This window comes from Streptomyces sp. NPDC127097 (assembly GCF_042724075.1).
In the GTDB taxonomy this organism is placed as follows: Bacteria; Actinomycetota; Actinomycetes; order Streptomycetales; family Streptomycetaceae; genus Streptomyces.
In genome coordinates this window covers 1-22,273 of the sequence record NZ_JBHXFI010000012.1, presented here as the reverse complement: position 1 = coordinate 22,273, position 22,273 = coordinate 1, and the positions used below count along the sequence as shown (strand labels likewise).

Annotated in this window: 20 protein-coding genes; 13 read left to right on the top strand and 7 right to left on the bottom strand. The window is 73.8% G+C overall.

All coding sequences use genetic code 11. The features are described 5' to 3' along the window. Positions 1–146: 146 nt before the first annotated feature. From ACFWJW_RS12375 to ACFWJW_RS12365, 3 genes are all read right to left on the bottom strand, one after another. Complete coding sequence (locus ACFWJW_RS12375; RefSeq protein WP_387238664.1) at positions 147–1,073, bottom strand: alpha/beta hydrolase; 927 nt, start codon at positions 1,071–1,073, stop codon at positions 147–149. Then, complete coding sequence (locus ACFWJW_RS12370; RefSeq protein ID WP_387238661.1) at positions 1,070–1,507, bottom strand: lipocalin-like domain-containing protein; 438 nt, start codon at positions 1,505–1,507, stop codon at positions 1,070–1,072. The genes ACFWJW_RS12375 and ACFWJW_RS12370 overlap by 4 nt, the downstream gene beginning before the upstream one ends. A 93-nt stretch (positions 1,508–1,600) precedes the next feature. Further along, positions 1,601–2,749 carry a hydrolase gene (locus tag ACFWJW_RS12365; RefSeq protein ID WP_387238658.1) on the bottom strand — a complete coding sequence of 383 codons (1,149 nt, stop codon included), beginning with the start codon at positions 2,747–2,749 and terminating at the stop codon, positions 1,601–1,603. A gap of 300 nt (positions 2,750–3,049) precedes the next feature. Between ACFWJW_RS12365 and ACFWJW_RS12360 the strand changes: the two genes are divergently transcribed. The 9 genes from ACFWJW_RS12360 to ACFWJW_RS12320 all read left to right on the top strand — a co-directional run bounded on the left by ACFWJW_RS12360 (position 3,050) and on the right by ACFWJW_RS12320 (position 11,974). Continuing rightward, positions 3,050–4,318, top strand: a complete 1,269-nt coding sequence (locus tag ACFWJW_RS12360; RefSeq protein WP_387238655.1) for a beta-ketoacyl-[acyl-carrier-protein] synthase family protein — start codon at positions 3,050–3,052, stop codon at positions 4,316–4,318. Continuing rightward, the gene (locus ACFWJW_RS12355; protein WP_387238652.1) at positions 4,315–5,550 is read left to right on the top strand and encodes a ketosynthase chain-length factor; all 1,236 of its coding nucleotides are present in this window, start codon (positions 4,315–4,317) and stop codon (positions 5,548–5,550) included. Before ACFWJW_RS12360 ends, ACFWJW_RS12355 begins: the two co-directional genes overlap by 4 nt. 62 nt (positions 5,551–5,612) lie before the next feature. Beyond that, on the top strand, positions 5,613–5,870 hold the full coding sequence (locus ACFWJW_RS12350) for an acyl carrier protein (RefSeq protein WP_387238649.1): 258 nt from the start codon (positions 5,613–5,615) through the stop codon (positions 5,868–5,870). Positions 5,871–5,884: 14 nt separating this feature from the next. Further along, the gene (locus ACFWJW_RS12345) at positions 5,885–6,364 is read left to right on the top strand and encodes a flavin reductase family protein (RefSeq protein ID WP_387238646.1); all 480 of its coding nucleotides are present in this window, start codon (positions 5,885–5,887) and stop codon (positions 6,362–6,364) included. Positions 6,365–6,388: 24 nt separating this feature from the next. Beyond that, on the top strand, positions 6,389–8,314 hold the full coding sequence (locus ACFWJW_RS12340; RefSeq protein WP_387238643.1) for a flavin-containing monooxygenase: 1,926 nt from the start codon (positions 6,389–6,391) through the stop codon (positions 8,312–8,314). Between the two features lie 96 nt (positions 8,315–8,410). After that, a complete protein-coding gene (locus ACFWJW_RS12335; protein WP_387238640.1) occupies positions 8,411–9,580 on the top strand; it encodes an acyl-CoA dehydrogenase family protein in 1,170 nt (389 codons plus the stop codon). Further along, entirely contained in the window at positions 9,577–10,602 is a 1,026-nt protein-coding gene (locus ACFWJW_RS12330) for a methyltransferase (RefSeq protein WP_387238636.1), read from the top strand. The genes ACFWJW_RS12335 and ACFWJW_RS12330 overlap by 4 nt, the downstream gene beginning before the upstream one ends. 29 nt (positions 10,603–10,631) lie before the next feature. Continuing rightward, positions 10,632–11,030, top strand: a complete 399-nt coding sequence (locus tag ACFWJW_RS12325) for a nuclear transport factor 2 family protein (protein ID WP_387238633.1) — start codon at positions 10,632–10,634, stop codon at positions 11,028–11,030. Positions 11,031–11,041: 11 nt separating this feature from the next. Then, positions 11,042–11,974: an NADP-dependent oxidoreductase gene (locus ACFWJW_RS12320; protein WP_387238982.1), complete on the top strand. Its 933-nt coding sequence runs from the start codon at positions 11,042–11,044 to the stop codon at positions 11,972–11,974. A gap of 117 nt (positions 11,975–12,091) precedes the next feature. On the opposite strand, the gene ACFWJW_RS12315 is transcribed toward ACFWJW_RS12320, so the two are convergent. The 4 genes from ACFWJW_RS12315 to ACFWJW_RS12300 all read right to left on the bottom strand — a co-directional run bounded on the left by ACFWJW_RS12315 (position 12,092) and on the right by ACFWJW_RS12300 (position 16,779). Then, positions 12,092–13,390: a hybrid sensor histidine kinase/response regulator transcription factor gene (locus tag ACFWJW_RS12315; RefSeq protein WP_387238630.1), complete on the bottom strand. Its 1,299-nt coding sequence runs from the start codon at positions 13,388–13,390 to the stop codon at positions 12,092–12,094. 178 nt (positions 13,391–13,568) lie between these two features. Further along, on the bottom strand, positions 13,569–14,603 hold the full coding sequence (locus ACFWJW_RS12310) for a peptidase (protein ID WP_387238627.1): 1,035 nt from the start codon (positions 14,601–14,603) through the stop codon (positions 13,569–13,571). Positions 14,604–14,828: 225 nt separating this feature from the next. Continuing rightward, positions 14,829–15,719 carry an SDR family oxidoreductase gene (locus ACFWJW_RS12305; protein ID WP_387238979.1) on the bottom strand — a complete coding sequence of 297 codons (891 nt, stop codon included), beginning with the start codon at positions 15,717–15,719 and terminating at the stop codon, positions 14,829–14,831. 97 nt (positions 15,720–15,816) lie between these two features. Then, entirely contained in the window at positions 15,817–16,779 is a 963-nt protein-coding gene (locus ACFWJW_RS12300) for a DUF4429 domain-containing protein (RefSeq protein WP_387238624.1), read from the bottom strand. A 178-nt stretch (positions 16,780–16,957) separates the two neighbouring features. Here ACFWJW_RS12300 and ACFWJW_RS12295 point away from each other — a divergent pair, with 178 nt between their 5' ends. The 4 genes from ACFWJW_RS12295 (at position 16,958) to ACFWJW_RS12280 (ending at position 22,180) form a co-directional block, all read left to right on the top strand. After that, positions 16,958–18,589, top strand: a complete 1,632-nt coding sequence (locus ACFWJW_RS12295; RefSeq protein ID WP_387238621.1) for an alkaline phosphatase D family protein — start codon at positions 16,958–16,960, stop codon at positions 18,587–18,589. A 114-nt stretch (positions 18,590–18,703) separates the two neighbouring features. Continuing rightward, positions 18,704–20,020, top strand: coding sequence for a multidrug effflux MFS transporter (locus ACFWJW_RS12290; RefSeq protein ID WP_387238976.1), 1,317 nt, complete (start codon positions 18,704–18,706; stop codon positions 20,018–20,020). Positions 20,021–20,076: 56 nt separating this feature from the next. Next, entirely contained in the window at positions 20,077–21,153 is a 1,077-nt protein-coding gene (locus tag ACFWJW_RS12285; RefSeq protein ID WP_387238618.1) for a serine hydrolase domain-containing protein, read from the top strand. A gap of 40 nt (positions 21,154–21,193) precedes the next feature. Continuing rightward, the gene (locus tag ACFWJW_RS12280) at positions 21,194–22,180 is read left to right on the top strand and encodes a small ribosomal subunit Rsm22 family protein (RefSeq protein WP_387238615.1); all 987 of its coding nucleotides are present in this window, start codon (positions 21,194–21,196) and stop codon (positions 22,178–22,180) included. Positions 22,181–22,273: the final 93 nt, after the last annotated feature.

The window sequence follows — 22,273 nt, the reverse complement described above, 5'->3', positions numbered from 1 at the left end:
CTCGGCCACGGCCCCAGTTCGGTGACCGCCCCCCCCCGGGCCGCCGCCGGGGCCACGGCCCCTGCGGGCCGCCCCCGCCGGCCGGCGTCCCCCACACCCACCGTCGTCGGGCCCCCCCGGCCGTGGCGCATGGCCGCGCCGGCGGTTCACGCCCCCAGACCGCGGCGGAGCGCCTCGATCTGGTCGGCCGTCATCCGCCGGGAGACCGCGGCGTGCGCGAGGCCCACGGAGGCGTGGAAGGTCCCCGGGTACCGCACCAGCTCGGCCCGCACCCCCGCCCCGACCAGCCGCTGGGCGAAGGCGATGCCCTCGTCCCGCAGCGGGTCGAACTCGCACACCCCCACGAAGGCCGGCGGCAGCCCGCGCAGTTCCGCCGCCCGGGCGGGCGCCGCGTACGGCGAGGGCTCGCCGCCGCCCAGGTAGTGCTGCCAGCTCAGGACCAGGTTGCCGCGATCGAGCATCGGGGTGTCCACGAAGGCCCGGGCGGAACCGGTCGCCAGCCGGTCGTCCAACTGCGGGAACAGCAGGTAGAGGAAGCACACCGGCGGCCCGCCCCGGTCCCGGGAACGCAGCGCGAGGGCGGCGGCCAGCCCCCCGCCGGCGCTGAAGCCGCCCACGCCGATCCGGGCGGGGTCCACCCCCAGCTCGTCGGCGTGGGCGGCGGTCCACTCCAACGCGGCGGCACAGTCCTCGAAGCCGGCGGGGAACGGGTGCTCCGGCGCGAGGCGGTAGTCCGGTGACACCACCACCGCACCCACCAGGTCGGCGATCCGGGTGGCGGCCGTCCGCGAGGTCTCCAGGTCGCCGGTGAGGAAGCCGCCCCAGTGCGGGAAGACCAGCGCCGGCCGCGGACCCCGGCGGGCCGGCGGCCGGTACAGCCGTACGGTCACCCCGGGCCCGCCGGGCACCGGCACCGTCCGGTCCTCCACCACCACCCGGGACAGCGGCCGGTACGCCGGCTGACGCGCCATCACCGCACGCAGCGCGGCCCGCGCCCCCGCCGGGTCGGCGTAGTCCAGCGGGGGCATCCGCGCCGCGAACGGGGCCAGTTCGGGGTCGAAGTCGTAGCTCATGACCGGCCACCGGCCGCCCGCCGCCAGGTCAGTACGCGCTCCTGCGGCGGCCCGCCCGCGGCGCCCGCCGAACCGGCGAGGGTCAACAGCGCGCCGTCGAACGCCAGCCGGCGCGTCTGCCGGGAGCCGACCAGATAGCCGTGCGAACTCACCGCGACGTCATGGACGATCTGCCGCCCGGACAGCCGCCAGGTCCCGGCGTACCCCATGAACCGCGGCGCCGGGCCCTCCCGGCCGGCCGGCGGCGGGTCCCCCCGCATCATGCTCACCGACACCCGGCCGTCGGCGCTGTAGATCAACAGCCCCCGGGGGTCCGGACCCAGGGGGCCCGCACCGAGCGCGCCCCCCTCGTCGACGCTGACGTAGGAGAGGAGCTCCCACGCCCCGATCAACTCCTCCGGGCGGACCGTGGGCGGGCGGGTGGTGGTCGTCATGGCCATCGGGCCCTTTCGCAGACGGGATGGGGAGGGAGGGGCCGGGGCGGAGCGCCCTGGCGGGACGCCGGCGGCACCCGGCCGTCCGGCGGGTCAGTCCTCGATGACGGTCCGGGCGTACGCGGCCGCGGCGGACTCCAGCTGCAACGCCTGGTGACCGGCCACCGAGTTCACATCGCGCCAGAAGCGCTGTACCGGGTTGGCGGTGGACTGGCCGCTGGTGCCCACCCCGCGGAAGAGCCGGTTCACCACGCCGACGAGGAGGTCGGTGGCCATGGCGCAGTCGCGCCACGCCCGCATGGTGTCCGGCACGCTGATGCCGGGCCCCGAGTCCGCCGTCGCCGAGGCCCGTTCGAGCAGCAGGCCGGCGGCGTCGATCTCGGTGGCGCTGCGGGTGAGGAGCACGTCGTAGGAGATGCGGTGGAACGCCGGCATGCCGGCCGGCGGGGGCCCGGACCGGCCGGCCGCGGCCCGGATCTTCGACGTGGCGTGGCCGGTCCAGGACGCCAGCGCCCCCTTGGCGGCACCGAGCGCGGGCGAGGCGAACATCATGGTCGTGGACTGCATCGGGACCATGTGGCAGGCCGCCGTCGGGGCGGCGGCCCGGCCGGCGAACAGGTCCGCCCGGCTGACCGAGCGGGCCGCCGGGACCAGGACGTCATCGACGATCACCGTATTGCTCCCGGTGGCGGCCATGCCCACGTTCTGCCAGCTGTCCACGGTCCGCCAGGCGGAGCGCGGCACCGCGAAGAGCCGCGGCTCGGGCCGGTCGCCGGTGCGCACCATGGCAGCCAGCAGGCCCCAGTCCGCGTGGTCGATGGCGCTGACGAACGGCCAGGTGCCCGACAGCCGGTGGCCGCCGGGGACCGGTTCGGCCGTGCCGATCGGGGACAGCGCGGCGACCAGCAGGGCGTCCGGGCCGTCGGCCCAGATCTCGCGGTACCCCTCGGCGGGCAGGTGCGCGGCCATCCGGGAGACGTGCGCGGCCAGCGACGCGCACCAGGCGGTGGCGGTGCAGCCCGCTCCGACGGCGGTCACCGCGTGGTGCAGCTCCAGGAAGGTGCCCTCGCGCCCGCCGCACCCGGCCGGTACGAAGTGGCGCGGGAAGCCCGCCGCGACCAGGGCCTTGACCACGTCGGGGGCGAGCCGGCGGTCGGCCTCCGCGGCGGCCGCGTGGTCCGCCGCCGCGGAGGCGACGTCCCCGGCCGCCGCCAGCAGCGTGGTTGACGTCAGGTCGTCCATCCTCGTGCGCTCCTCGGCTCGTGTGGATCGGCTGGTGAGAACCGGTCACCGCCACAACGGCGGGCCGGCGCCCCGCACGCTGGCGCCCGCCGTTCGCAGATGGCTCGACCCTCGCTCGAAGCCGTCCGGGGCGATCCGCGCACCACCGGCCTTCGAGTGAGGTCCAAGCCGCGGCCCGGAACCTGCCGAGCGTCTCGTTGCGCCGCGTCGCAGCGGGTCCTGCGCCGACGCCGTGCGCTTCCGACGAAAGGGGAACGTCATGAACGACCCGGCAGCTTCGAGGGTGACGGGGGGTGTGCGATGACCCGCCGTGTGGTGATCACCGGCATCGGGGTGCGGACCCCGGGCGGGGACGGGACCAAGGCGTTCTGGAAGCTGCTGACGTCCGGCCGCACCGCCACCCGCCGCCTGTCCTTCTTCGACCCGTCCCGCTACCGCTCCCAGGTCGCCGCGGAGGCCGACTTCGACCCGGTGCACGAGGGGCTCTCCCCGCTGGAGATCCGCCGCATGGACCGGGCGTCCCAGTTCGCCGTGGTGTGTGCGCGGGACGCGATCTCCGACAGCGGGCTCCAGTTCGAGACGTTCGACCCCGGCCGGGTCGGCGTCAGCCTGGGCAGCGCCGTGGCCGCGGCGACCAGCCTGGAACAGGAGTACCTCGTGCTGTCCGACAGCGGGCGGAACTGGCTGGTCGACCACGCCAGCCTGTCCCCGCACATGTTCGACTACCTGGCGCCGAGCGCGATGCCCGCCGAGGTGGCGTGGACCGTCGCCGCCGAAGGCCCGGTGACGATGGTCTCCAACGGCTGCACCTCGGGCATCGACTCGGTGGGCCACGCCTGTCAGGTGATCCGGGAGGGCAGCGCGGACGTCATGCTCGCCGGCGCGTCCGACACCCCGATCACCCCGATCGTCGTCGCCTCCTTCGACGCCATCAAGGCGACCACCGCCCGCAACGACGACCCCGAGCACGCCTCCCGGCCCTTCGACCGGACCCGCAACGGCTTCGTCCTCGCCGAGGGCGCCGCCATGTTCGTCCTGGAGGACCACGAGCACGCCCGCCGCCGCGACGCGCACATCTATGCCGAGATCACGGGCTACGCCGCACGCTGCAACGCCTACCACATGACCGGTCTGAAGCCCGACGGCCGGGAGATGGCCGAGGCCATCCGCGTCGCCCTGGACGCATCCCGCATCGACCCCACCGACATCGACTACATCAACGCCCACGGCTCCGGGACCAAGCAGAACGACCGCCACGAGACGGCCGCCTACAAGCGCAGCCTGGGCGCACACGCCTACCGGGCGCCGGTCAGCTCCATCAAGTCCATGGTCGGGCACTCCCTCGGCGCCATCGGCTCGATCGAGATCGCCGCCTGCGCCCTGGCGATCGAGAACGGGGTGATCCCGCCGACCGCGAACCTGCACGAGGCCGACCCCGAGTGCGACCTCGACTACGTCCCCCGGACCGCCCGCGAGAAGAACCTCCGCAGCGTGCTCACCGTGGGCAGCGGGTTCGGCGGCTTCCAGAGCGCGATGGTCCTGCGCCGGGCCGGGGGTGCCCGGGCATGACGCGGCAGCGAGAACCGGTCCTGGTCACCGGCATCGGCTTGCTCGCGCCCAACGGCGCGGGAGTGGAGCGGTACTGGGCGGCGGTCCTCGAAGGCCGCAGCGGCATCGGCGAGCTCACCCGGTTCGACGCCGCACGCTACCCGGTCCGGCTGGCCGGGCAGATCGACGCCTTCGACGCGGCGGAGCACCTGCCCAGCCGGCTCCTGCCGCAGACCGATGTCTCGACCCGCTACGCCCTGGTCGCCGCGGACTGGGCACTGGCCGACGCCAAGATCGGGCCCGACGACTTCGACGACTACGAAAAGGGCGTGGTCACCTCCAACGCCTCCGGCGGCTTCGAGTTCACCCACCGCGAGTTCCACAAACTCTGGTCACAGGGCCCCGGCGCGGTCAGCGTCTACGAGTCCTACGCGTGGTTCTACGCGGTGAACACCGGGCAGATCTCCCTCCGCCACGGACTTCGCGGCCCCGGCAGCGCCCTCGTCGCCGAACAGGCCGGCGGACTGGACGCCCTCGGCCACGCCCGCCGGACCGTGCTGCGCGGTACGCCGATGGTCGTCACCGGCGGCGTCGACTCGGCACTGGACCCCTGGGGGTGGGTGGCACAGCTCTCCGGCGGCCGCCTGAGCGCCGCCACCGACCCGTCCCGCGCCTATCTGCCCTTCGACGCCCACGCCGGCGGATACGTCCCCGGCGAGGGCGGCGCGATCCTCGTGGTGGAGTCCGCCGGGGCGGCGGCCCGCCGCGGTGCCCCGCACGTGTACGGCGAGATCGCCGGATACGCCACCACCTTCGACCCGCCCCCGGGCTCACCGCGCCCGCCCGGCCTGCGCCGCGCCGCGGAACTGGCGCTCGCCGACGCCGGGATGGCCCCGGACGACATCGATGTGGTGTTCGCCGACGCCTCCGGCGTACCGGACCTCGACCGGGCCGAAGCCGAGGCCGTCAGCGGTCTGTTCGGGCCTCGCGGGGTGCCGGTGACCGCGCCCAAAACGCTGACCGGACGCCTCTACGCCGGAGGCGGGCCGGTGGACGTCTGCGCGGCGCTGCTGTCCTTCCGCGACGCCGTGATCCCGCCGACCGCCGGCACCACCGAGGTGCCCGAGGACTACCGCATCGACCTGGTACGGGGCGCGCCCCGCCGCGGCCCGGTGTCGGCGGCCCTGGTCCTCGCCCGCGGCAAGTGGGGGTTCAACAGCGCGGTCGTCGTCCGCGCCGTCCCCGCACCGTGACCACCCGTCGGCCGGAACCGGCCGGCCGGCCCGTCCCACCGACACCTCTCAAGGAGCCCACCATGCCCCAGATGACCCTCGACGACCTCCGGCGCCTGCTGATCGAGTGCGCAGGGGAGACCGACGACGACAGCCTCTCCGGCGACATCCTCGACAAGGACTTCACCAGCCTCGGCTACGACTCGCTGGCCATGCTGGAGACCGCCGCCCGCATCACCGCCGACTACGGCGTGCCCGTCCCCGACGAGCGGATACCGGAGCTGACGACCCCGCGCGCGGTCCTGGACCTCGTCAACGCCGCCGCCGAGCCGTCGAGTTGACGGGGCGGCACACGATGTCCCACGCATTCAAGGACGCCATGGCCCGCTTCCCCACCGGGGTCGCCGTCGTCACGGCCTGCGACGAGACCGGCGCACCGCACGGTCTGACCGTCAACTCCCTGTGCTCGGTGTCCCTGGACCCGCCGCTGCTGCTGATCTGTGTCGCCAAGTCGGCGCGGTGCCACCCGGTGTTCGAACGCAGCGCGGAGTTCGCGGTCAGCCTGCTCCGCGGCCACCACACGGAACTGGCCCGGCGCTTCGCGACCAGCACGGCCGAGAAGTTCGCCGGCGGGGGATTCACCCGGACGCCGCGCGGCGGCGTGGTCGTCGAGGACGCCCTGGCCACCCTCGACTGCCTGGTCGAGGAGCGGTACGACGCGGGCGACCACGTCATCCTCGTCGGCAAGGTCGTCGACCACCTGCTCGCCGCCGACCACGGGACCCCCGCCGTCTACGTCGACCGGAAGTTCACCACGCCCAGCCCGGCACGCTGACCCACTGCGAAGGCGGATGTTCCCATGGCGATCCACCGGCCCGTCGCACCGTTCCCCGGTGACGCGGAGACCCTGCGCCGGCACCTGGCCGGGGCGGAGGTCCCCGCGCTGCTGATGACGCTCGCGCACCTGACCGGCGACACCTCCCTGCTGCCCGACGACCTCCGGTCTCCCGGCTGGCTGTTCGCGCCCCAGGGCGGCCTGTCCGAGGAGCGGCAGGCCGAGGTCCGCGAGCGGGCCGTGCAGGTCCTGCTGCGGCTCGGCGACCGCGCCCCCGGCACTGTGCCCGGCCCTCCGGACCGGGAGCTGCTGCGTACGATCACGACCTGGGCCATGGGGGACGGCACCGAGGACCTGCTGCCGCTGCTGGCGGAGGAGATCGTCCTCCCCGGCCTGGACCCCCGGGCCCCCGACTGGACCCTCGACGCGCTCGGTCCGGGCCGGGACTTCCACGTCGCCGTCATCGGTGCCGGCTTCAGCGGGCTGCTGGCCGGCCACCGCCTGGCGCAGGCCGGCATCCCGTTCGTGATCTACGACAAGAACCCCGACGTCGGCGGGACGTGGCTGGAGAACACCTACCCCGGATGCCGGACCGACGTGGCCAGCCACCTCTACAACTACTCCTTCGCCCCGAAGGCCGACTGGCCCGACCACTTCTGCACCCAGGACGTCGTCCTGGACTACCTCCGCACCTTCGCCAAACAGGCCGGGCTGACCGACCACCTCCGCTTGGGCACCGAGGTCACCGCTCTGCGCTGGGACGAGACGGCAGCCCGCTGGGACCTCACCCTCCGCGGCCCGGACGGGGCCCGGACCGTCAGCCACCACGCCGTCATCAGCGCCGTGGGACAGCTGAACCGGCCCCTGCTGCCGGACCTGCCCGGCCGGGACGCCTTCGCCGGCCCCGCCTTCCACTCGGCCGCCTGGGACCACTCGGCCGACCTCACCGGGCGGCGGGTCGCCGTCGTCGGCACCGGCGCGAGCGCCTACCAGATCGTTCCCGAGATCGCCGGGACGGCCTCCGAGGTCGTCGTCTTCATGCGCAACCCACCCTGGCTGCGGCCCACCCCGCACTACCGCCGCCCGATGCCCGACGGCGCCCGCTGGCTGTGCGAGCACGTGCCGTACTACGCCCAGTGGTACCGCTTCTGGCTCTTCGCCCCGGGCCTGCGGGGCATCCTGGAGGGCTGGATCGTCGACCCCGGCCACCCGCCCACCGAGCGCGCGGTCTCCGCGCTCAACGAGGAGCTGCGCACCAGCCTGCTGGCGTCGATGGCGGCCCAGCTGCCCGACGCCCCGGAGCTGCTGGACGCGGTGACACCGGGCTACCCGGTCGGCGCCAAGCGCGTGCTGCGGGACGACGGCCGCTGGCTGGCCACCCTCCAACGGGACGACGTCCGCCTGGTGACCGCACCGATCGACCGGGTCACCCCGACCGGACTCACCGCCGGCGGGGTGGAACACGACGCCGACGTCCTCGTCTACGCCACCGGGTTCCAGGCATCCCGCTTCCTGACCCCGATGACGGTGACCGGCCGGGACGGGGCCGACCTGCACACGAGCTGGCGCGGCGACCCGCGCGCCTACCTGGGCATCACGGTGCCCGGGTTCCCCAACCTCTTCTGCCTGTACGGGCCGAACACCAACCTCGTCGGCCAGGGCGGAAGCATCGTCTACTTCTCCGAGTGCGCGATGACCCATGTCCTCGGCGTCCTGCGGATGGTGCTGGCGGGCGGGCACCGTTCCGCGGAGGTCCGCCCGGAGACCCATGACGCCTACAACCGCTGGGTCGACGCCGGGAACCGGCAGCGCGCCTGGGGCTGGTCCACGGTGGGCGGCTGGTACAACGCCGACGGCCGCTCGGCGACCAACTGGCCCTACTCCGCGCAGGAGTACTGGCGCCTCACCCGCACCGCCGACCCCACCGACTACCTCCTCCGCCGCCCGTGACGCCCTGCCGCATCGGTCCGCGGCCCCCGCTCCCGCCGCCACCGGCCCGTCGTGGCCGCCCGTAGCCCCTCGTCGACGCAACCAAGGATGATGAGAATGCACCCAGTGCGCGAGTCACTGCCGGCGGCCGCCGAAGCCGTCGCCGAACTGGCCTCCGGGCTGGTCGCCCAGATGGAACACGAGCGCCGGCTCAGCCCCGACGTGGTCAAGGCCCTGGCCGGGGCCGGCTTCATGCGGCACTTCGTCCCCACCGCGTTCGGCGGGAACGCCGGCACGTTCCGGGACCTGATGCGGGCCGTCACCGTGCTCGGCGAGACCTGCGCGGCGACCGCCTGGTGCGCCTCCCTGTTCGCGAGTTCCCCCCGGTTCGTGTCCTTCTTCCCGCCCGAGGGCCGGCAGGAGATCTGGGCCGGGGGGCCCGACGCCGCCGTCGTCTGCTCGGTCATCCCGTACGGCGAGGCGGTCGGCGAGCCCGGCGGACTGCGGGTCTCCGGGCGCTGGCCGTACATGAGCGGCATCGAGTGCGCCGACTGGGTCATCGTGTGTGCCAAGGAGCTGCTGGCCCGGGGCGGACCGCGGCTGACCCTGGTGGCCGTCCCCCGCGCGCAGTGCCGGGCCGAGGACACCTGGCTCAGCGTCGGCATGCAGGCCACCGGCAGCAACACCGTGGTCGTGGAGGACGTCTTCGTCCCCGCGCACCGGGTCGGCGACCGGGCCGCCCTCTTCGCCGGCCGGCCCGCCGACCCCGCCGACCCCGCCGAGCCGCGGACCGCCGGGCTCGCCCCGCTGCCCGCCGTCAACGGCCTGACGTTCGTGGTCCCGGCCCTCGGTGCGGCCCGCGGCGCCCTCGCCCTGCTCACCGACCACCTCGGGCGCAAACTCCACAACGTCCCCGTACTACCGGGGGTACCGGGGGCCCTGGACAACCAGACCACCTACGAGACCGTGCTCGCGCGCAGCGCCGCCGAGATCGACGCGACCCAGCTGCTGCTGGAACGCATCGCGGACCTGGCCGACAGCGGCGAGCCGATCACACCCGAGCAGGTCGCCCGCAACGCGCGGGACAGCGCCTTCGCCGTCGACACGCTGGCCGGCGCGGTGAACCGGATCTTCCGCACCGCCGGCACGAGCGGCCAGGCCGCCGACGGCCCCCTCCAGCGCATCTGGCGCGACGTCAACGCCATCGCCACCCACCAAGCCCTCCAGATCGAGCCGACGGCACGCGCCTACGCCCGGTCCCTGTTCACCCCGAGGAGCACTCCGTGACCCGACCCCACCCCTCTCCCGACCGCCTCCTGGAACTCGGCATGGGCTTCCAGGCGTCGAAGGCGCTGCTCAGCGCGATCGAACTCGGCGTGTTCACCGAACTCGCCAAGGGCCCGGCGGACGGCCCGGCCCTGTGCCGGCGGCTGGGCCTGCACCCCCGCGCGGCGGAGGACTTCTTCGACACGCTGGTGGCGCTGGGCCTGCTCCGGCGGGCCGACGGCGAGTACCACAACGCCGCCGACGCCGACGCCTTCCTCGACCGCGACAAGCCGGCCTACGCCCACCTCGGCGGGCTGCTGGAGATGGCCAATTCGCGGCTGTACGGCATCTACCACCACCTGACCGACACCCTGCGCACCGGACTGCCGCACGACGAGTCCAGCGCCAGTGAGCTGGACACCTACGACGCCCTCTACGCCGACCCCGCGCGGCTCAAGCAGTTCCTCGCGTCCATGACCGGAGTCAGCCACACCGCCAACCGCGCCATCGCCCGGCAGGTGTCCTGGCGGGACCACCGGACCGTGGCCGACATGGGCACCGCCCAGGGCGACCTGGCGGTGCAGGTCCTGCTGGCCAACCCGCACCTGACCGGCATCGGCTTCGACCTGCCGGCGGCCGGGCCGGTGTTCGAGGAGTACGCCCGGGCCCATGGCCTGAATGAGCGGCTGACGTTCGCCGGGGGCGACTTCTTCACCGATGATTTCCCCCGAGCCGATATCTTCACCTTCGGCCACATACTCCACAATTGGGACCTGGAGAAGAAGAAGCTGCTGCTCAAGAAGGCATGGCAGGCCCTGCCCACCGGCGGCGCGGTCGTCGTCTATGACTCGCTCATCGACGACGACCGGTCCGAGAACGCCTTCGCCCTGCTGATGAGCCTGACCATGCGCGCGGTCACCGACGGAGGCTTCGGCTACACCGCACGGGAATGCAGGGACTGGATGACCGAGGCGGGGTTCGGCCGCACCTGGAGCGAACACCTCGCCGGCCCCGACTCGATCGTGGTCGGCATCAAGGAATGACGACGAGGCACGAGGAAGGAACACCGCCGATGCAGACCGACTCCCTGAAGGCGAACAAGGAACTGGTCTCCGAGTTCATCCGCGTCTTCTACAACGACAAGGACTTCGACCGGGCGCGCACGCTGCTCACCGAGGACTTCACCAACCACCACCCGGGCGCCGGGGTCGGCCCCGACCGGACCGTCGACAGCTTCCGGGAGCACGCCGCCACACCCTTCCCCGACTTCTCCCTGACCATCCGGCGCATGATCGCCGAGGACGACCAGGTGTGGACCCACGGCGTCGTCCGGGTCTCCCCGGACGCTCCGGCGGTGATCGTGGTGGACCTGTGGCGGATCGAGGACGGCAGGCTCGCCGAGCACTGGGACGTCGGACAGGCCGTCCCCGAAGGCAGCACCCTCGACGAGATGATCGCGGACGCCCGGTGACCACCGGCCGGATGCGCGCCGTCACCCAGCGGTCGTTCGGCGGACCGGACGTGCTGGAGCTGACCGAGACCGACCGCCCCCGGCCCGTGCTCAACGAGGTCCTGGTGCGGGTGCGGGCGGCCGGGGTGAACCCCATCGACGCCCTTGTCCGCTCCGGCGCCATCCCGCTCCTGGGCGAACCGCCGTTCATCGTCGGCTGGGACGTCGCCGGCACGGTCGAGGAGGTCGCGTCCGGGGTGACCCGGTTCGCCGTCGGCGACGAGGTCTTCGGCATGCCGCACATGCCGCGTGCCGCCGGCGGCTACGCCGACTACGTCACCGCGCCCTCCCGCCAACTGGCCCGCAAACCGGCGTCGTTGGACCATCCGCAGGCCGCCGCCCTGCCGCTCGCCGGGCTGACCGCCTGGCAGGCGCTGGTGGACGCGGCCGGCGTCGGCACGGGGCGGCGGGTCCTGGTCCACGCCGGCGGGGGCGGCGTCGGCCACCTCGCGGTCCAGATAGCCAAGGCCCGCGGGGCCGAGGTCCTCACCACCGCGAGCGCCGCCAAGGCCGGCTTCGTGCGCACGCTGGGCGCCGACGAGGTGATCGACTACCGCACCACGGACTTCGCGGACGCCGCCCGGGACGTGGAGGTCGTCCTCGACACCGTGGGCGGTGACACCGCACTGCGTTCCCTGGACGTCCTGCGGCCCGGCGGCACCCTGGTCACCATCGTCGAGATGCACAACGCGGCGCTGGCGCGGAAGGCGGCCGACCGGGGGCTGCGGTGCCTGGGCGTCACCGCCGAGCCGGACCCGGTGGGCCTCGCGGCGCTGGCGGACCTGGTGGACACCGGCGCGCTGCGGGTCCACCTGGCGCACACCCTGCCGCTGTCCGACGCCGCGCAGGCCCATCGGCTCATCGACTCGGGCACCACCATGGGCAAGGTCGTCCTCACCACCTGAGCCCACGGCCCCGCCCGTCACCGGGCATCGGAGGTCACGCGGCGTGCCGCAGCACGGCACCGCCGCGTGACGCCCGCCGGCCTCTCCCGCACGCGGCATGCTCCCGCGCCCGGCGCCCTACGGCGTCAGGGACGCCCCGGGCGGAAAGCCCGCCGCGCGGGCCAGTGCCGCCGCCTCGCCGCGTGACCGCACATCGAGCTTCTTGAGGATCCGGCCCACATGGAACTTCACGGTGTGTTCGCTGATGTGCAGCGCGTCGGCGATCGCCCGGTTCCGGTGCCCGTGGACCAGGTGACGCAGGACGTCCAGCTCCCGGGGGTGGAGGTCGCCCAGCGGGTCGCTGCCCGGGACGTCCGGTGCCGCCAGCGGCAGCCGCACGGTGACGATGGTGCCCCACGCCGGCACCGCGTCCACCGTCAGCGTCCCGCCCAGCGCGCCGACCCGGTCGGTGAGCCGGTGGACGGCCAGCGCCTCCGCGGCGAGCGTCCCCGGGCCGTCGTCACGGATCACCGTGCACAGTTCGGTGTCCTCGGCCTCCCAGCTCACGCGGATCCGCTCGACACCGCCCTGCTCCAGCATCGTCAGCACGGTGCCGCGCGCGGTGGTGCGGGCGGCGCGCGCGATGTCCGGGGGGATCAGACGCTGCGGACTGCCGGGCGCGGAGTACTCCAGCGCGACATCGCCGTGCCGGGAGAGCAGGCTGAGCATGTCCGTCAGCCGCCCGAAAGCGTCCTGGAGGCTCTCCTCGGGCGGCAGTTGCCGGTCCTCGTCGGTGGCCCGCAGCTCCACCAGCGCGGCGACCGCGACATCGGTGGCGGTCCGCCGGGCGGCGTCGTCCGGCAGCGTACGGCTGCGCAGGACGCCGAGCAGGGCGGTGAGGGTGGCGGCCTGCGCATCCGTCACATCGGCCACGGCCCGGGCCCGCTCGCTCCTGGCGATCCATGGAGCGGCCATGTCGACCGGCACCGCCCCCGGCAGCAGATCGATCACCCGCCCGGTGGCCAGGTCCCACAGCTGCTGGACCAGCGCCAGCACCTCGGGCTCCGGCGCACCCCCCGTCGAGACCACCACGGCCAACAACGCCCCCGCCGACCCGGGCGGCGCGGACGCCACCGCCAGCACCGGCCGCGCCGCGCCGGCCAGCGGGGCCTGCCCCCACCACGGCTTGCCGACGTCGACATGGGTGGCCAGCGTCGCTAACTCGGCGGTGGTGACGTCCCCGGTCAACTCCGGGTCCCCGTAACCCCAGTTCGCCGACTTGGGGCAGTCCCCGGTGAGCATCACCAGCGCCTCGTGCGGCACGAGATCGGCCATCGCGGCCGACAGCGTGGCCAGAATCTCCTTCAGAGGCGCCCGCATCAGCCCCTTCACCACAGCCAACGTGCGCTGCGGGTCCCCCCAGTCCGCATACCCCATGAACGCATCGTAATCGCCACCTCACCACCCCTGTCGGCTCTTCCACAGGGTCCGGCTCGATGGCGTTCGCGGGCCGTCGGCACCTTCGGACCGGACGGGGAGGGGGAGCCCCCGGGAGGGCAACCCCCGGCGTGGGGAGCGGGCCGCCCGGACAAGGTCCAGGCGGCCCCGTTGTGCCTCAGGACGACTGCGCCGTGTTGTAGAGGTTCTTGGCGTCGTCGCCGAAGTACGGGCCGAACATGGTGTTGGCCCAGAACTGGTAGCCGAAGCTGTTGACCGAGGACTGGAGGCCGGTGCCGGTCTTCTCGTCGAACGAGGTGAACCAGGGGCCGCCGCTGGAGCCGCCGGTCATGTTGCAGGACAGGCCGTGGTCCTGGGAGAACAGCGGGTCCTTGAAGGTGGTGCCGCTGCAATAGATGAGCTTGCTGCCGTCGTACGGGGCCGCCGCGGGGAAGCCGAAGGCGTACATCGCCTTGCTGTAGCCGGAGTTGAAGGACAGGCCCTGGCCGCCGACGACATCGGTGAGCTTCTTGCCGTCGAGCGGGGCGACCACCGCGGCACCGACGTCGTAGTTGATGTCCTCGCTCGCCGTCCACTGGGGAGTGGCGAGCGTCTTGGACGCCGGCCACTTGCCGTACGGGGCCTGGCCGTCGTGGTAGCCGGGGACGAAGACCCAGTTGGTGTGCCAGGCGCCCTGGAGCTTCACACAGTGCCCCGCCGTGATCACGGTGCTCTTGTTGCCGCTGGTGACCGCGTCGCCGGAGCAGGAGGCGTTGCGGCCCTGGTAGGTGAAGAACACCCGGCCGGTCGTTTTGACGACCGCGCCGCCGCCGGTCCACGGGCCGCCGGCCTGGGGGAGGGCCCCGGGCAACGGCGCGGCGGCCCGGGGGAGTCGGGGGAGGGTGGGGGACACCGTGAGCGGGGCGCTGCGCGGAACCGCGGCGGGGGCGGACCGCTTCGTGGGTGTGGCGAGGTCCAGGGGAGCGGCGGCGCGCATCCGGTCGGCGGTCCAGAAGGCGACGGGGGCGGTCCGCGGAGTGGCGGTGTGGTGGCCGGGCTGCGGGGTGGCGGCGCCGGCCGGACCGGTGGGGAGCAGGAGGGCGAGCAGCGTACCGGCGGCTGTCAGGGTGCCGAGGGCGGCCCGGGATCTGCCTGCGGGGCGCGGCGCCGGTATGCCGTGAACTGCCGGTATGCCGCGAGCGGTTCGTCTCACGCGTAACTCCTTCTGCGGGGGCCGCGTACGGCGGGCGTGCGCGGCCGCGGGGGAACGGGCCGCACGGGGGCGGCCCGGCAGACGAGAGGTGCGGATTCGAGGAAGCGCCTGTCCTCACACCCCGGCCGGTCGGCCCGGCCGGGTGCGAAGGCAGGCTCTCAGGGTGCCACCGGAAGGGGAAAGTGGGCAGGGGTCGTACGGGGATTCGATGTCCCGTCGTTTCCCTCAACCCCGCCCGATATACGGCATGTTGGTGGCCATCACCGTCGCGAACTGCACATTGGCCGTCAGCGGCAGTGCGGCCATCTGCACGACCGTGCGGGCGACGTCCGTCGCGTCCATCACCGGCTCGACCGCCGTCCGGCCGTCCGCCTGGAGAATGCCGGTCTGCATGCGGCCGGTCATCTCGGTGGCCGCGTTGCCGATGTCGATCTGCCCGCAGGCGATCCGGTACGGACGGCCGTCCAGGGAGAGCGACTTGGTCAGGCCGGTCATCGCGTGCTTGGTGGCGGTGTAGGCGATGGAGTGCGGGCGCGGGGTGTGGGCGGAGATCGAGCCGTTGTTGATGATCCGGCCGCCCTGGGGGTCCTGGGCCTTCATGGTGCGGAAGGCGGCCTGGGCGCAGAGGAAGGAACCGGTGAGGTTGACGTCGACGACCGCGCGCCAGTCGTCGTAGTCCAGTTCCTCCAGCGGCACCGCCCGGCCGAAGGTGCCCGCGTTGTTGAAGAGCAGGTCCAGCTGCCCGAACCGCTCGTGAACGGCGGCGAACAGGGCGTCGACCTGCTCGGGGCGGGTGACATCGGTCGGCATCGTCATGATCGCGGGGCCGTCGGGGCCGGCCGGGCCGGCCAGCCGGGAGGTCTCGGCCAGCGCCTCCGCGCGCCGCCCGGCCAGCACCGCCGTCCAGCCGGCGGCGATCAGCGCGAGGGCGACCGCCCGCCCGATGCCGGAGCCGGCACCGGTGACCACGGCCACCTGCCGTGGTGCCGCCCCGTCCTGCCGTGCCTCCTGCGCGGCCGGGGCCGTCTGGGTGCTGTGCCCGCCCCGCGAGGTCGGTGCCGGCAGGGTGGGCCGGGGCGCGGTCGCCACTCCGCCCACCTGCCCGGCCCGTGCCATCGGCGTCGTCCGTGCTGCTCGTGCCGGCTCTGTGTTCTCTGCCATGGCGGCAGCGTAAACGGCCTACGGGCGGCGGACGGGGCGCCGCCGCCGCGACTCAGCCCCCGGTGTGGAAGCGCCGCAGGACCGCCGCCTTGGTGGCGGTGAACTCCTCCTCGGTGAGGATGCCGTCGCGGTGCAGATCGCCCAGTTCGCGCAGCCGGCGCAGCAGCGCGTCATGGTCCTCGGCGGGGGCGGCGGCGGACGCCGGGGGAGCGGCCGGGGCGAGCGGGGCGGCTGGGGCGAGCGGGGCGGTCGGGGCGAGCGGGGCGGCCGGCGTGTGCGGCGCGGCCGCCGGCAGGGCCTTGCCCGCCCCGGCCGACGGATGCGGCAGCCGCGCCGCGACCGCGGCCGCCAGCAGCGCCGTGGTGCCGCTCTCCTTCTTGAAGCCCCACAGCTCGATGGAGTTGGGGTCGTGCTCCGGCTTGAGCCGCTCCGTCGCCCCGCGCGGCCGGAACCGGAGATAGCCGGACTCCAGACCGGCGGCGGCCCGCCACTCCACCGCCTCCAGCGTGCCGAGCGGGAAGTTCCGCGGGCCCCAGTCCCGCTTGGTCTCGCTGGTGTTCCAGCGCCATTCGAGGTGCACCCGTTCGCCGTCGAAGGTGGCGACACCGTCCACCCCGGCGGCCGACAGCGGTACGGACGGACCGGGCAGCAGATAGCGGTCGGAAGGCCCGTCCGGTATCTGCTCCAGCATCAGGGCCTGGCGTACGGTGTCGACGAAGTACTCGGCGACCTCGACCCGGCCGGCGTCGACGGTCAGCCGGTACGGGTTCGCCTCGTCCGGCAGACCGCCGCCGGTGACCTGAAGCAGCGGATCCGCGCCTTCCCGCAGCCGCAGTCGCAGCCGGCCGCCCTTACGGCCCGGTTCCAGGGCGATCCCGGCCAGCGCGGCCAGCGGCACCGTGAACTCACCGAGATCCTGGCGCAGTTTGTGCACCCCGCGCTCGCGGCCCGGCACGATGCGCACGGCGTCGCCGTCGAAGGTCCAGGTGCCGTCGCGCACCATCAGTTCAGCCATGCCGTGAATCCTACGGAGGCATGGCCGGTGCCGTGATTGTCCGACCGCGTCCGGTGCGGGCCCAGTCCTCATCCAGCTGTCATGTCTGTGTCGTGCACGGGACAGCACCGCGCCGTCCCGTGCCCCTGGAATGGATCCCCTACGGGCTCTGCGACAACCGCCTTCAGGGGAGGGCCAGATGACTCACCACGCACCGCACGAGCAGGAGATCCGGGCCGCGGCGGCGCACTTCGGCCGCCGCCGCTTCCTCACCGCCACCGGGGCCGCCGCGGCGCTCGCCTTCGCGACCAACCTGCCGGGCGCGGGCGCCGCCTACGCCGCCGAGGCCGACGCGCGGAAGATCACCGAGAACCCGTTCACCCTGGGCGTCGCCTCCGGTGACCCGCAGCCCGGCTCCGTCGTGCTGTGGACCCGCCTCGCCCCGCGTCCGTACGAGCCCGGCAACGGCATGCCGGCGGCCAGAGTCACGGTCCGCTGGGAAGTCGCCTACGACGAGCACTTCAAGCGGCTGGCCGGCCAGGGCCGCGCCGACGCCCACCCGGAGTTCAACCACTCCGTGCACATCGAGCCCACCGGTCTCGCGCCCGACCGCGTCTACTACTACCGCTTCCGCGCCGGCAGCTGGATCAGCCCGGTCGGCCGCACCCGCACCGCCCCCACCCGCAGCGCCCGGCTCTCCGACCTGAAGCTCGCCGCGGTCTCCTGCCAGGCGTACCACGACGGCTACTTCACGGCCCACCGCCACCTGGCCGAGGAGGACCTCGACGTCGTCTTCCACCTCGGTGACTACCTCTACGAGTACCCGGTCGGCGCGAACGGCGGTGCCCGCAACTACACCGACCGCACGCTGCCCGCCGTCTTCAACCGCGAGACGGTCACGCTGGAGGACTACCGGCTGCGCTACGCCCTCTACAAGTCCGACCCGGACCTCCAGGCCGCGCACGCCGCGCACCCCTTCATCGTCACCTGGGACGACCACGAGGTGGAGAACAACTACGCCTCCGACATCAGCGAGGACCACCTCCCGCCCGCCGAGTTCCTCGTCCGCCGGGCCGCCGCCTACCGCGCGTACTGGGAGAACCAGCCGCTGCGCCGCCCGCAGCGGCCCCAGGGCGCCGACTGCCGGCTCTACCGCCGCCTCCAGTACGGGCAGCTCGCCCAGTTCGACATTCTCGACACCCGCCAGTACCGCTCCGACCAGGCGTACGGCGACGGCTGGCACGCCCCGGGCGCCGAGTCCCGGGACCCCGCGCGCACCCTGACCGGCGCCGCCCAGGAGCGCTGGCTGATCGACGGCTGGCGGGAGTCCACCGCGCGCTGGAACGTGCTGCCGCAGCAGGTCACGTTCTCCGAGCGGCGCAACGCCACCGGCCCCGGCTACCAGCTGAGCATGGACGCCTGGGACGGCTACGCGGCCTCCCGCGACCGGGTGCTGGCCGGTGCCGAGTCGGCGGGTGTGGACAACCTCGTCGTCCTCACCGGCGATGTGCACGTCCACTACGCCTTCGACATCAAGAAGGACTTCACGGACCCCGGTTCGCGCACCGCGGGGGTGGAGTTCGTCACCACCTCGATCTCCAGCGGCAAGAATGGCGCGGACAAGCCGGCCAACTGGGACACCTACCTGGCCGCCAACCCGCACCTGAAGTTCTACAACGGCCGGCGCGGCTACCTCACCGTCACCCTCGACCAGGACACCGCCCGCGCCGACTACCGCACGGTGTCCGCCGTCACCACCCCCGGGGCCGCGGTGCGCACCGCCGCCTCGTTCGTCTCCGAAGCGGGCGATCCGGGCCTGAAGCCGGCCTGATCCGGGACGTTCGGCCTAGGTCCGTCCTAGGCCGAAGGGACCGGTCCGAATCCGGTCAGAAGCCGTCCCGTGCATGACACCATGGTGCAGCCATCTATCACCATGGAGACCCGTATGACGGAGCCCGGCGCGGCCGAGACCCAGGACCTTCCCGCCATAGCCGAGCGGGGCGCGGCACCAGCACCGGCCGCGTCCCGCCGCACCAGCCTCCTCGTCACCCTCGTCCTCGGCGGCCTCACGGCGGTCCCGCCGCTCTCCATGGACATGTACCTCCCGGCCCTGCCACAGGTCACCGCCGCCCTGCACAGCCCGGCCGCCACCGTCCAGCTCACCCTCACCACCTGCCTGGCGGGCATGGCGCTGGGGCAGATGATCGTCGGCCCGATGAGCGACAAGTGGGGCCGCCGCCGCCCGCTGCTGGCCGGCATGGTCGTCTACATCCTGGCGACCGCCCTCTGCGCGGTCGCCACCAACGCCGAACTCCTCATCGCCTTCCGCCTGTTGCAGGGCCTGGCGGGCGCGGCCGGCATCGTCATCGCGCGGGCGGTGGTCCGCGATCTGTACGACGGCGTGGCGATGGCCCGGTTCTTCTCCACCCTGATGCTGATCTCCGGGGTGGCGCCGGTCGTCGCCCCGCTCATCGGCGGCCAGATCCTCCGGCTCACCGACTGGCGCGGGGTCTTCGTGGTCCTCACCGTCGTCGGGGTGGCGCTCACCCTCCTGGTGTGGCGCAAGCTCGACGAGACCCTGCCGCCCGCGCGCCGGCACTCCGGCGGCCTCGGCCAGACCCTGCGCACCATGCGCGATCTGCTCGCCGACCGGGTCTTCTCCGGCTACGCCCTCGTAGGCGCCTTCGCCTTCGCCGCCCTCTTCGCCTATATCTCCGCCTCGCCGTTCGTCATCCAGGAGATCTACGGCGCCTCCCCGCAGACCTTCAGCCTGCTCTTCGGCATCAACTCCATCGGCCTGGTGGCCGTCGGCCAGATCAACGGCAAGCTCCTCGTCGGCCGGGTCGGCCTGGACAAGGTGCTGGGCACCGGTCTGGCGCTGATCGCCCTCGCCGCGACCGCCCTGCTCCTGATGTCCGCCGGCGTCTTCGGCCACGTCGGCCTGGCCCCGATGGCCGCCGGCCTCTTCGTCCTGATGTCCGCCATGGGCCTGGTCATGCCGAGCACCAACACCCTGGCGCTGCTGCGCACCCCGCACGCGGCCGGCTCCGCCTCCGCGCTGCTGGGCACCTCCACCTTCCTCCTCGGCTCGGTGGCCTCCCCGCTGGTGGGTATCGCGGGCGAGCGGACCGCGGTGCCGATGGCGCTCGTTCAGCTTTCCTGCGCCGTGTTGGCGCTCGTGAGCTTCCTGGGAATGTGCCGCCCGTGGCAGCGTAGGGGGGAGAGCAACGGGAGCACGGCGGGCGAGAGGACCAGACTCTGAACGCGACGGCACTCACCTACGGCACACCGGCCCGCGCCGGGCTGGACCCCGGCTGGATGGAACGGCTGGTCCGCGGGGTGCGGGCGCTGCCCGAGGGCCGGCCGCCCTGGGCCCCCGGCGTGGTCGTGCTGGCCGGCCGGGGCCCGGTCGTCGCCGCCGAGGCCGCCGCCGGCTGGGCGTACCGCTACCGGGCCTACGACCCCGAGCGGGACCGCGGCCTCGACCTGCCCCGCGACCTGTGGGAGCCGATGCGGGTCGGCACCGTCTTCGACCTGGCCTCGCTCAGCAAGCTGTTCACCGCCATCGCCGCGATCCAGCAGGTCGAACAGGACCGACTGGCTCTCGACGACGAGGTACGGGCCGACCTGCCCGCCTTCGCCCCCGGCATCACCGTCCGGCAGCTCCTCACCCACACCTCCGGCCTCGCCCCCGAGCTCCCCTTCTACGACCACCGGGACCGCGCCGCCCAACTGGCGCTGCTGTGGCGGGAGGCGGCGGCCCCGAGCGGCGGCCGGGCCCCCGTCCACCGCTACTCCGACCTCAACCTCATCGCCCTCCAGCTGATCCTGGAGCAGCGCACCGGCCACCGGCTCGACGCCCTGATCCGCGACGGCATCACCGGCCCGCTGGGCATGTCCAGCACCTCGTACGGTCCGCTGGCACCACACGGCGTGGCGGCCACCGAGGACCAGCGGCGGCCCTGGGCCAAGGCGGACCGCGGCCTGATCCGCGGCGAGGTGCACGACGAGAACGCCTGGGCGCTGGGCGGCGTCGCCGGCCACGCCGGGCTCTTCTCCACCGCCCAGGACCTGGCCGTGCTCTGCCGCACCCTGCTCAACGGCGGCGCCTACGGCCCCGCCCGGATCCTCGGCCCCGACGCCGTCGCCGCCCTCCTCGACCCGCCCGGCCTCGGCTTCGCCGTCGACCAGCCGTACTTCATGGGCGAGTTGGCGGGCCGCGGCGCGGCCGGCCACACCGGCTTCACCGGCACCAGCCTGGTCCTGGACCGCGCCACCGACACCTTCCTCGTCCTGCTCGCCAACACCGTCCACCCCCGCCGCCGCGACAGCGGCAGCGCCCCCCGCGCCGCGGCCGCCACCCGGCTCGCCCGCGCGGTGTCCCGCGCCACCTGACCAGGCAGGGCACGCCGCCGGGCGCCGTAGAATTTCCCCCATGCACGAGGAACTGCGCGCCGCGCTGGCGGGCCTGCTCGACGGCCTGCCACCCAAGCAGGCCGCGCAGGCAGTCGACCGGCTGATCACCAACTACCGGGGCCGCACCCCCACCGACGCCCCGGTCCTGCGCGACCGCGCGGATGTGGCCGCGTACGCCGCCTACCGCATGCCGGCCACCTTCGAAGCCGTACGGGCCGCGCTGGCCGCGTTCGCCGCCCGGGTCCCGGACTGGTCCCCGGCCACCCATGTGGACATCGGCGGCGGCACCGGCGCCGCCACCTGGGCCACCGCCGCCACCTGGGAAGGCCACCACAGCACCGTCCTGGACTGGGCCCAGCCCGCCCTGGACCTCGGCAGGGAACTGGCCGCCGAGAGCCTCCCCGACGTCACCTGGCAGCGGCAGACCATCGGCGAGGGCCTGACCGTCCCCGCCGGCACGGACCTGGTCACCGTCTCCTACGTCCTCGGCGAACTCCGCCCCGAGGACCGTCGCGCCGTCGTCGCCGCGGCCACCACGGCCCGCACCGTCGTGCTGATCGAACCCGGCACCCCCGACGGCTACCTCCGCATCCGCGAGGCCCGCACCCAGCTCACCGAGGCCGGTCTGCGCATCGTCGCCCCCTGCCCGCACAGCGACACCTGCCCGATCGTCCCGCTTGTCCGGAGGGTGGGGGCACCCCCAGCGGTAGCTGGGGGAGACTGGTGCCACTTCTCCGCCCGGGTCAGCCGCTCCTCCCTGCACCGCCAGGTCAAGGGCGGCTCCCTCCCGTACGAGGACGAAAAGTTCAGCTACGTCGCCGCCACCACCCTCGACGCCACCCCCGCCCCCGCCCGCATCATCCGCAAACCCCAACTCCGCAAGGGCCAGGTCCTCCTGGACCTGTGCACCACCCACGACAAACTGCAACGCACCACGGTGACCAAACGCCACGGCCCCCAATACCGCGAGGCCCGAGACGCCACCTGGGGCGACGCCTGGTCCTGACCCATTTCCCCCCACCGGGCTGCGGTCCCACACGGACACGAGGTGCCGGGGGCGGAGGGGTGTGTTGTCGGACGTAAAGCGAAGCAGTCCGAC

Bases quoted from the DNA above. Each gene is read 5' to 3' on its own strand.
- ACFWJW_RS12290 (WP_387238976.1), top strand. From the start codon at position 18,704: ATGACGGAGCCCGGCGCGGCCGAGACCCAGGACCTTCCCGCCATAGCC.
- ACFWJW_RS12370 (WP_387238661.1), bottom strand. From the start codon at position 1,507: ATGACGACCACCACCCGCCCGCCCACGGTCCGCCCGGAGGAGTTGATC.
- ACFWJW_RS12280 (WP_387238615.1), top strand. From the start codon at position 21,194: ATGCACGAGGAACTGCGCGCCGCGCTGGCGGGCCTGCTCGACGGCCTG.
- ACFWJW_RS12315 (WP_387238630.1), bottom strand. From the start codon at position 13,390: ATGGGGTATGCGGACTGGGGGGACCCGCAGCGCACGTTGGCTGTGGTG.
- ACFWJW_RS12305 (WP_387238979.1), bottom strand. From the start codon at position 15,719: ATGGCACGGGCCGGGCAGGTGGGCGGAGTGGCGACCGCGCCCCGGCCC.
- ACFWJW_RS12295 (WP_387238621.1), top strand. From the start codon at position 16,958: ATGACTCACCACGCACCGCACGAGCAGGAGATCCGGGCCGCGGCGGCG.
- ACFWJW_RS12335 (WP_387238640.1), top strand. From the start codon at position 8,411: ATGCACCCAGTGCGCGAGTCACTGCCGGCGGCCGCCGAAGCCGTCGCC.
- ACFWJW_RS12345 (WP_387238646.1), top strand. From the start codon at position 5,885: ATGTCCCACGCATTCAAGGACGCCATGGCCCGCTTCCCCACCGGGGTC.
- ACFWJW_RS12300 (WP_387238624.1), bottom strand. From the start codon at position 16,779: ATGGCTGAACTGATGGTGCGCGACGGCACCTGGACCTTCGACGGCGAC.
- ACFWJW_RS12360 (WP_387238655.1), top strand. From the start codon at position 3,050: ATGACCCGCCGTGTGGTGATCACCGGCATCGGGGTGCGGACCCCGGGC.
- ACFWJW_RS12355 (WP_387238652.1), top strand. From the start codon at position 4,315: ATGACGCGGCAGCGAGAACCGGTCCTGGTCACCGGCATCGGCTTGCTC.
- ACFWJW_RS12285 (WP_387238618.1), top strand. From the start codon at position 20,077: ATGGAACGGCTGGTCCGCGGGGTGCGGGCGCTGCCCGAGGGCCGGCCG.
- ACFWJW_RS12325 (WP_387238633.1), top strand. From the start codon at position 10,632: ATGCAGACCGACTCCCTGAAGGCGAACAAGGAACTGGTCTCCGAGTTC.
- ACFWJW_RS12320 (WP_387238982.1), top strand. From the start codon at position 11,042: ATGCGCGCCGTCACCCAGCGGTCGTTCGGCGGACCGGACGTGCTGGAG.
- ACFWJW_RS12365 (WP_387238658.1), bottom strand. From the start codon at position 2,749: ATGGACGACCTGACGTCAACCACGCTGCTGGCGGCGGCCGGGGACGTC.
- ACFWJW_RS12340 (WP_387238643.1), top strand. From the start codon at position 6,389: ATGGCGATCCACCGGCCCGTCGCACCGTTCCCCGGTGACGCGGAGACC.
- ACFWJW_RS12350 (WP_387238649.1), top strand. From the start codon at position 5,613: ATGCCCCAGATGACCCTCGACGACCTCCGGCGCCTGCTGATCGAGTGC.
- ACFWJW_RS12375 (WP_387238664.1), bottom strand. From the start codon at position 1,073: ATGAGCTACGACTTCGACCCCGAACTGGCCCCGTTCGCGGCGCGGATG.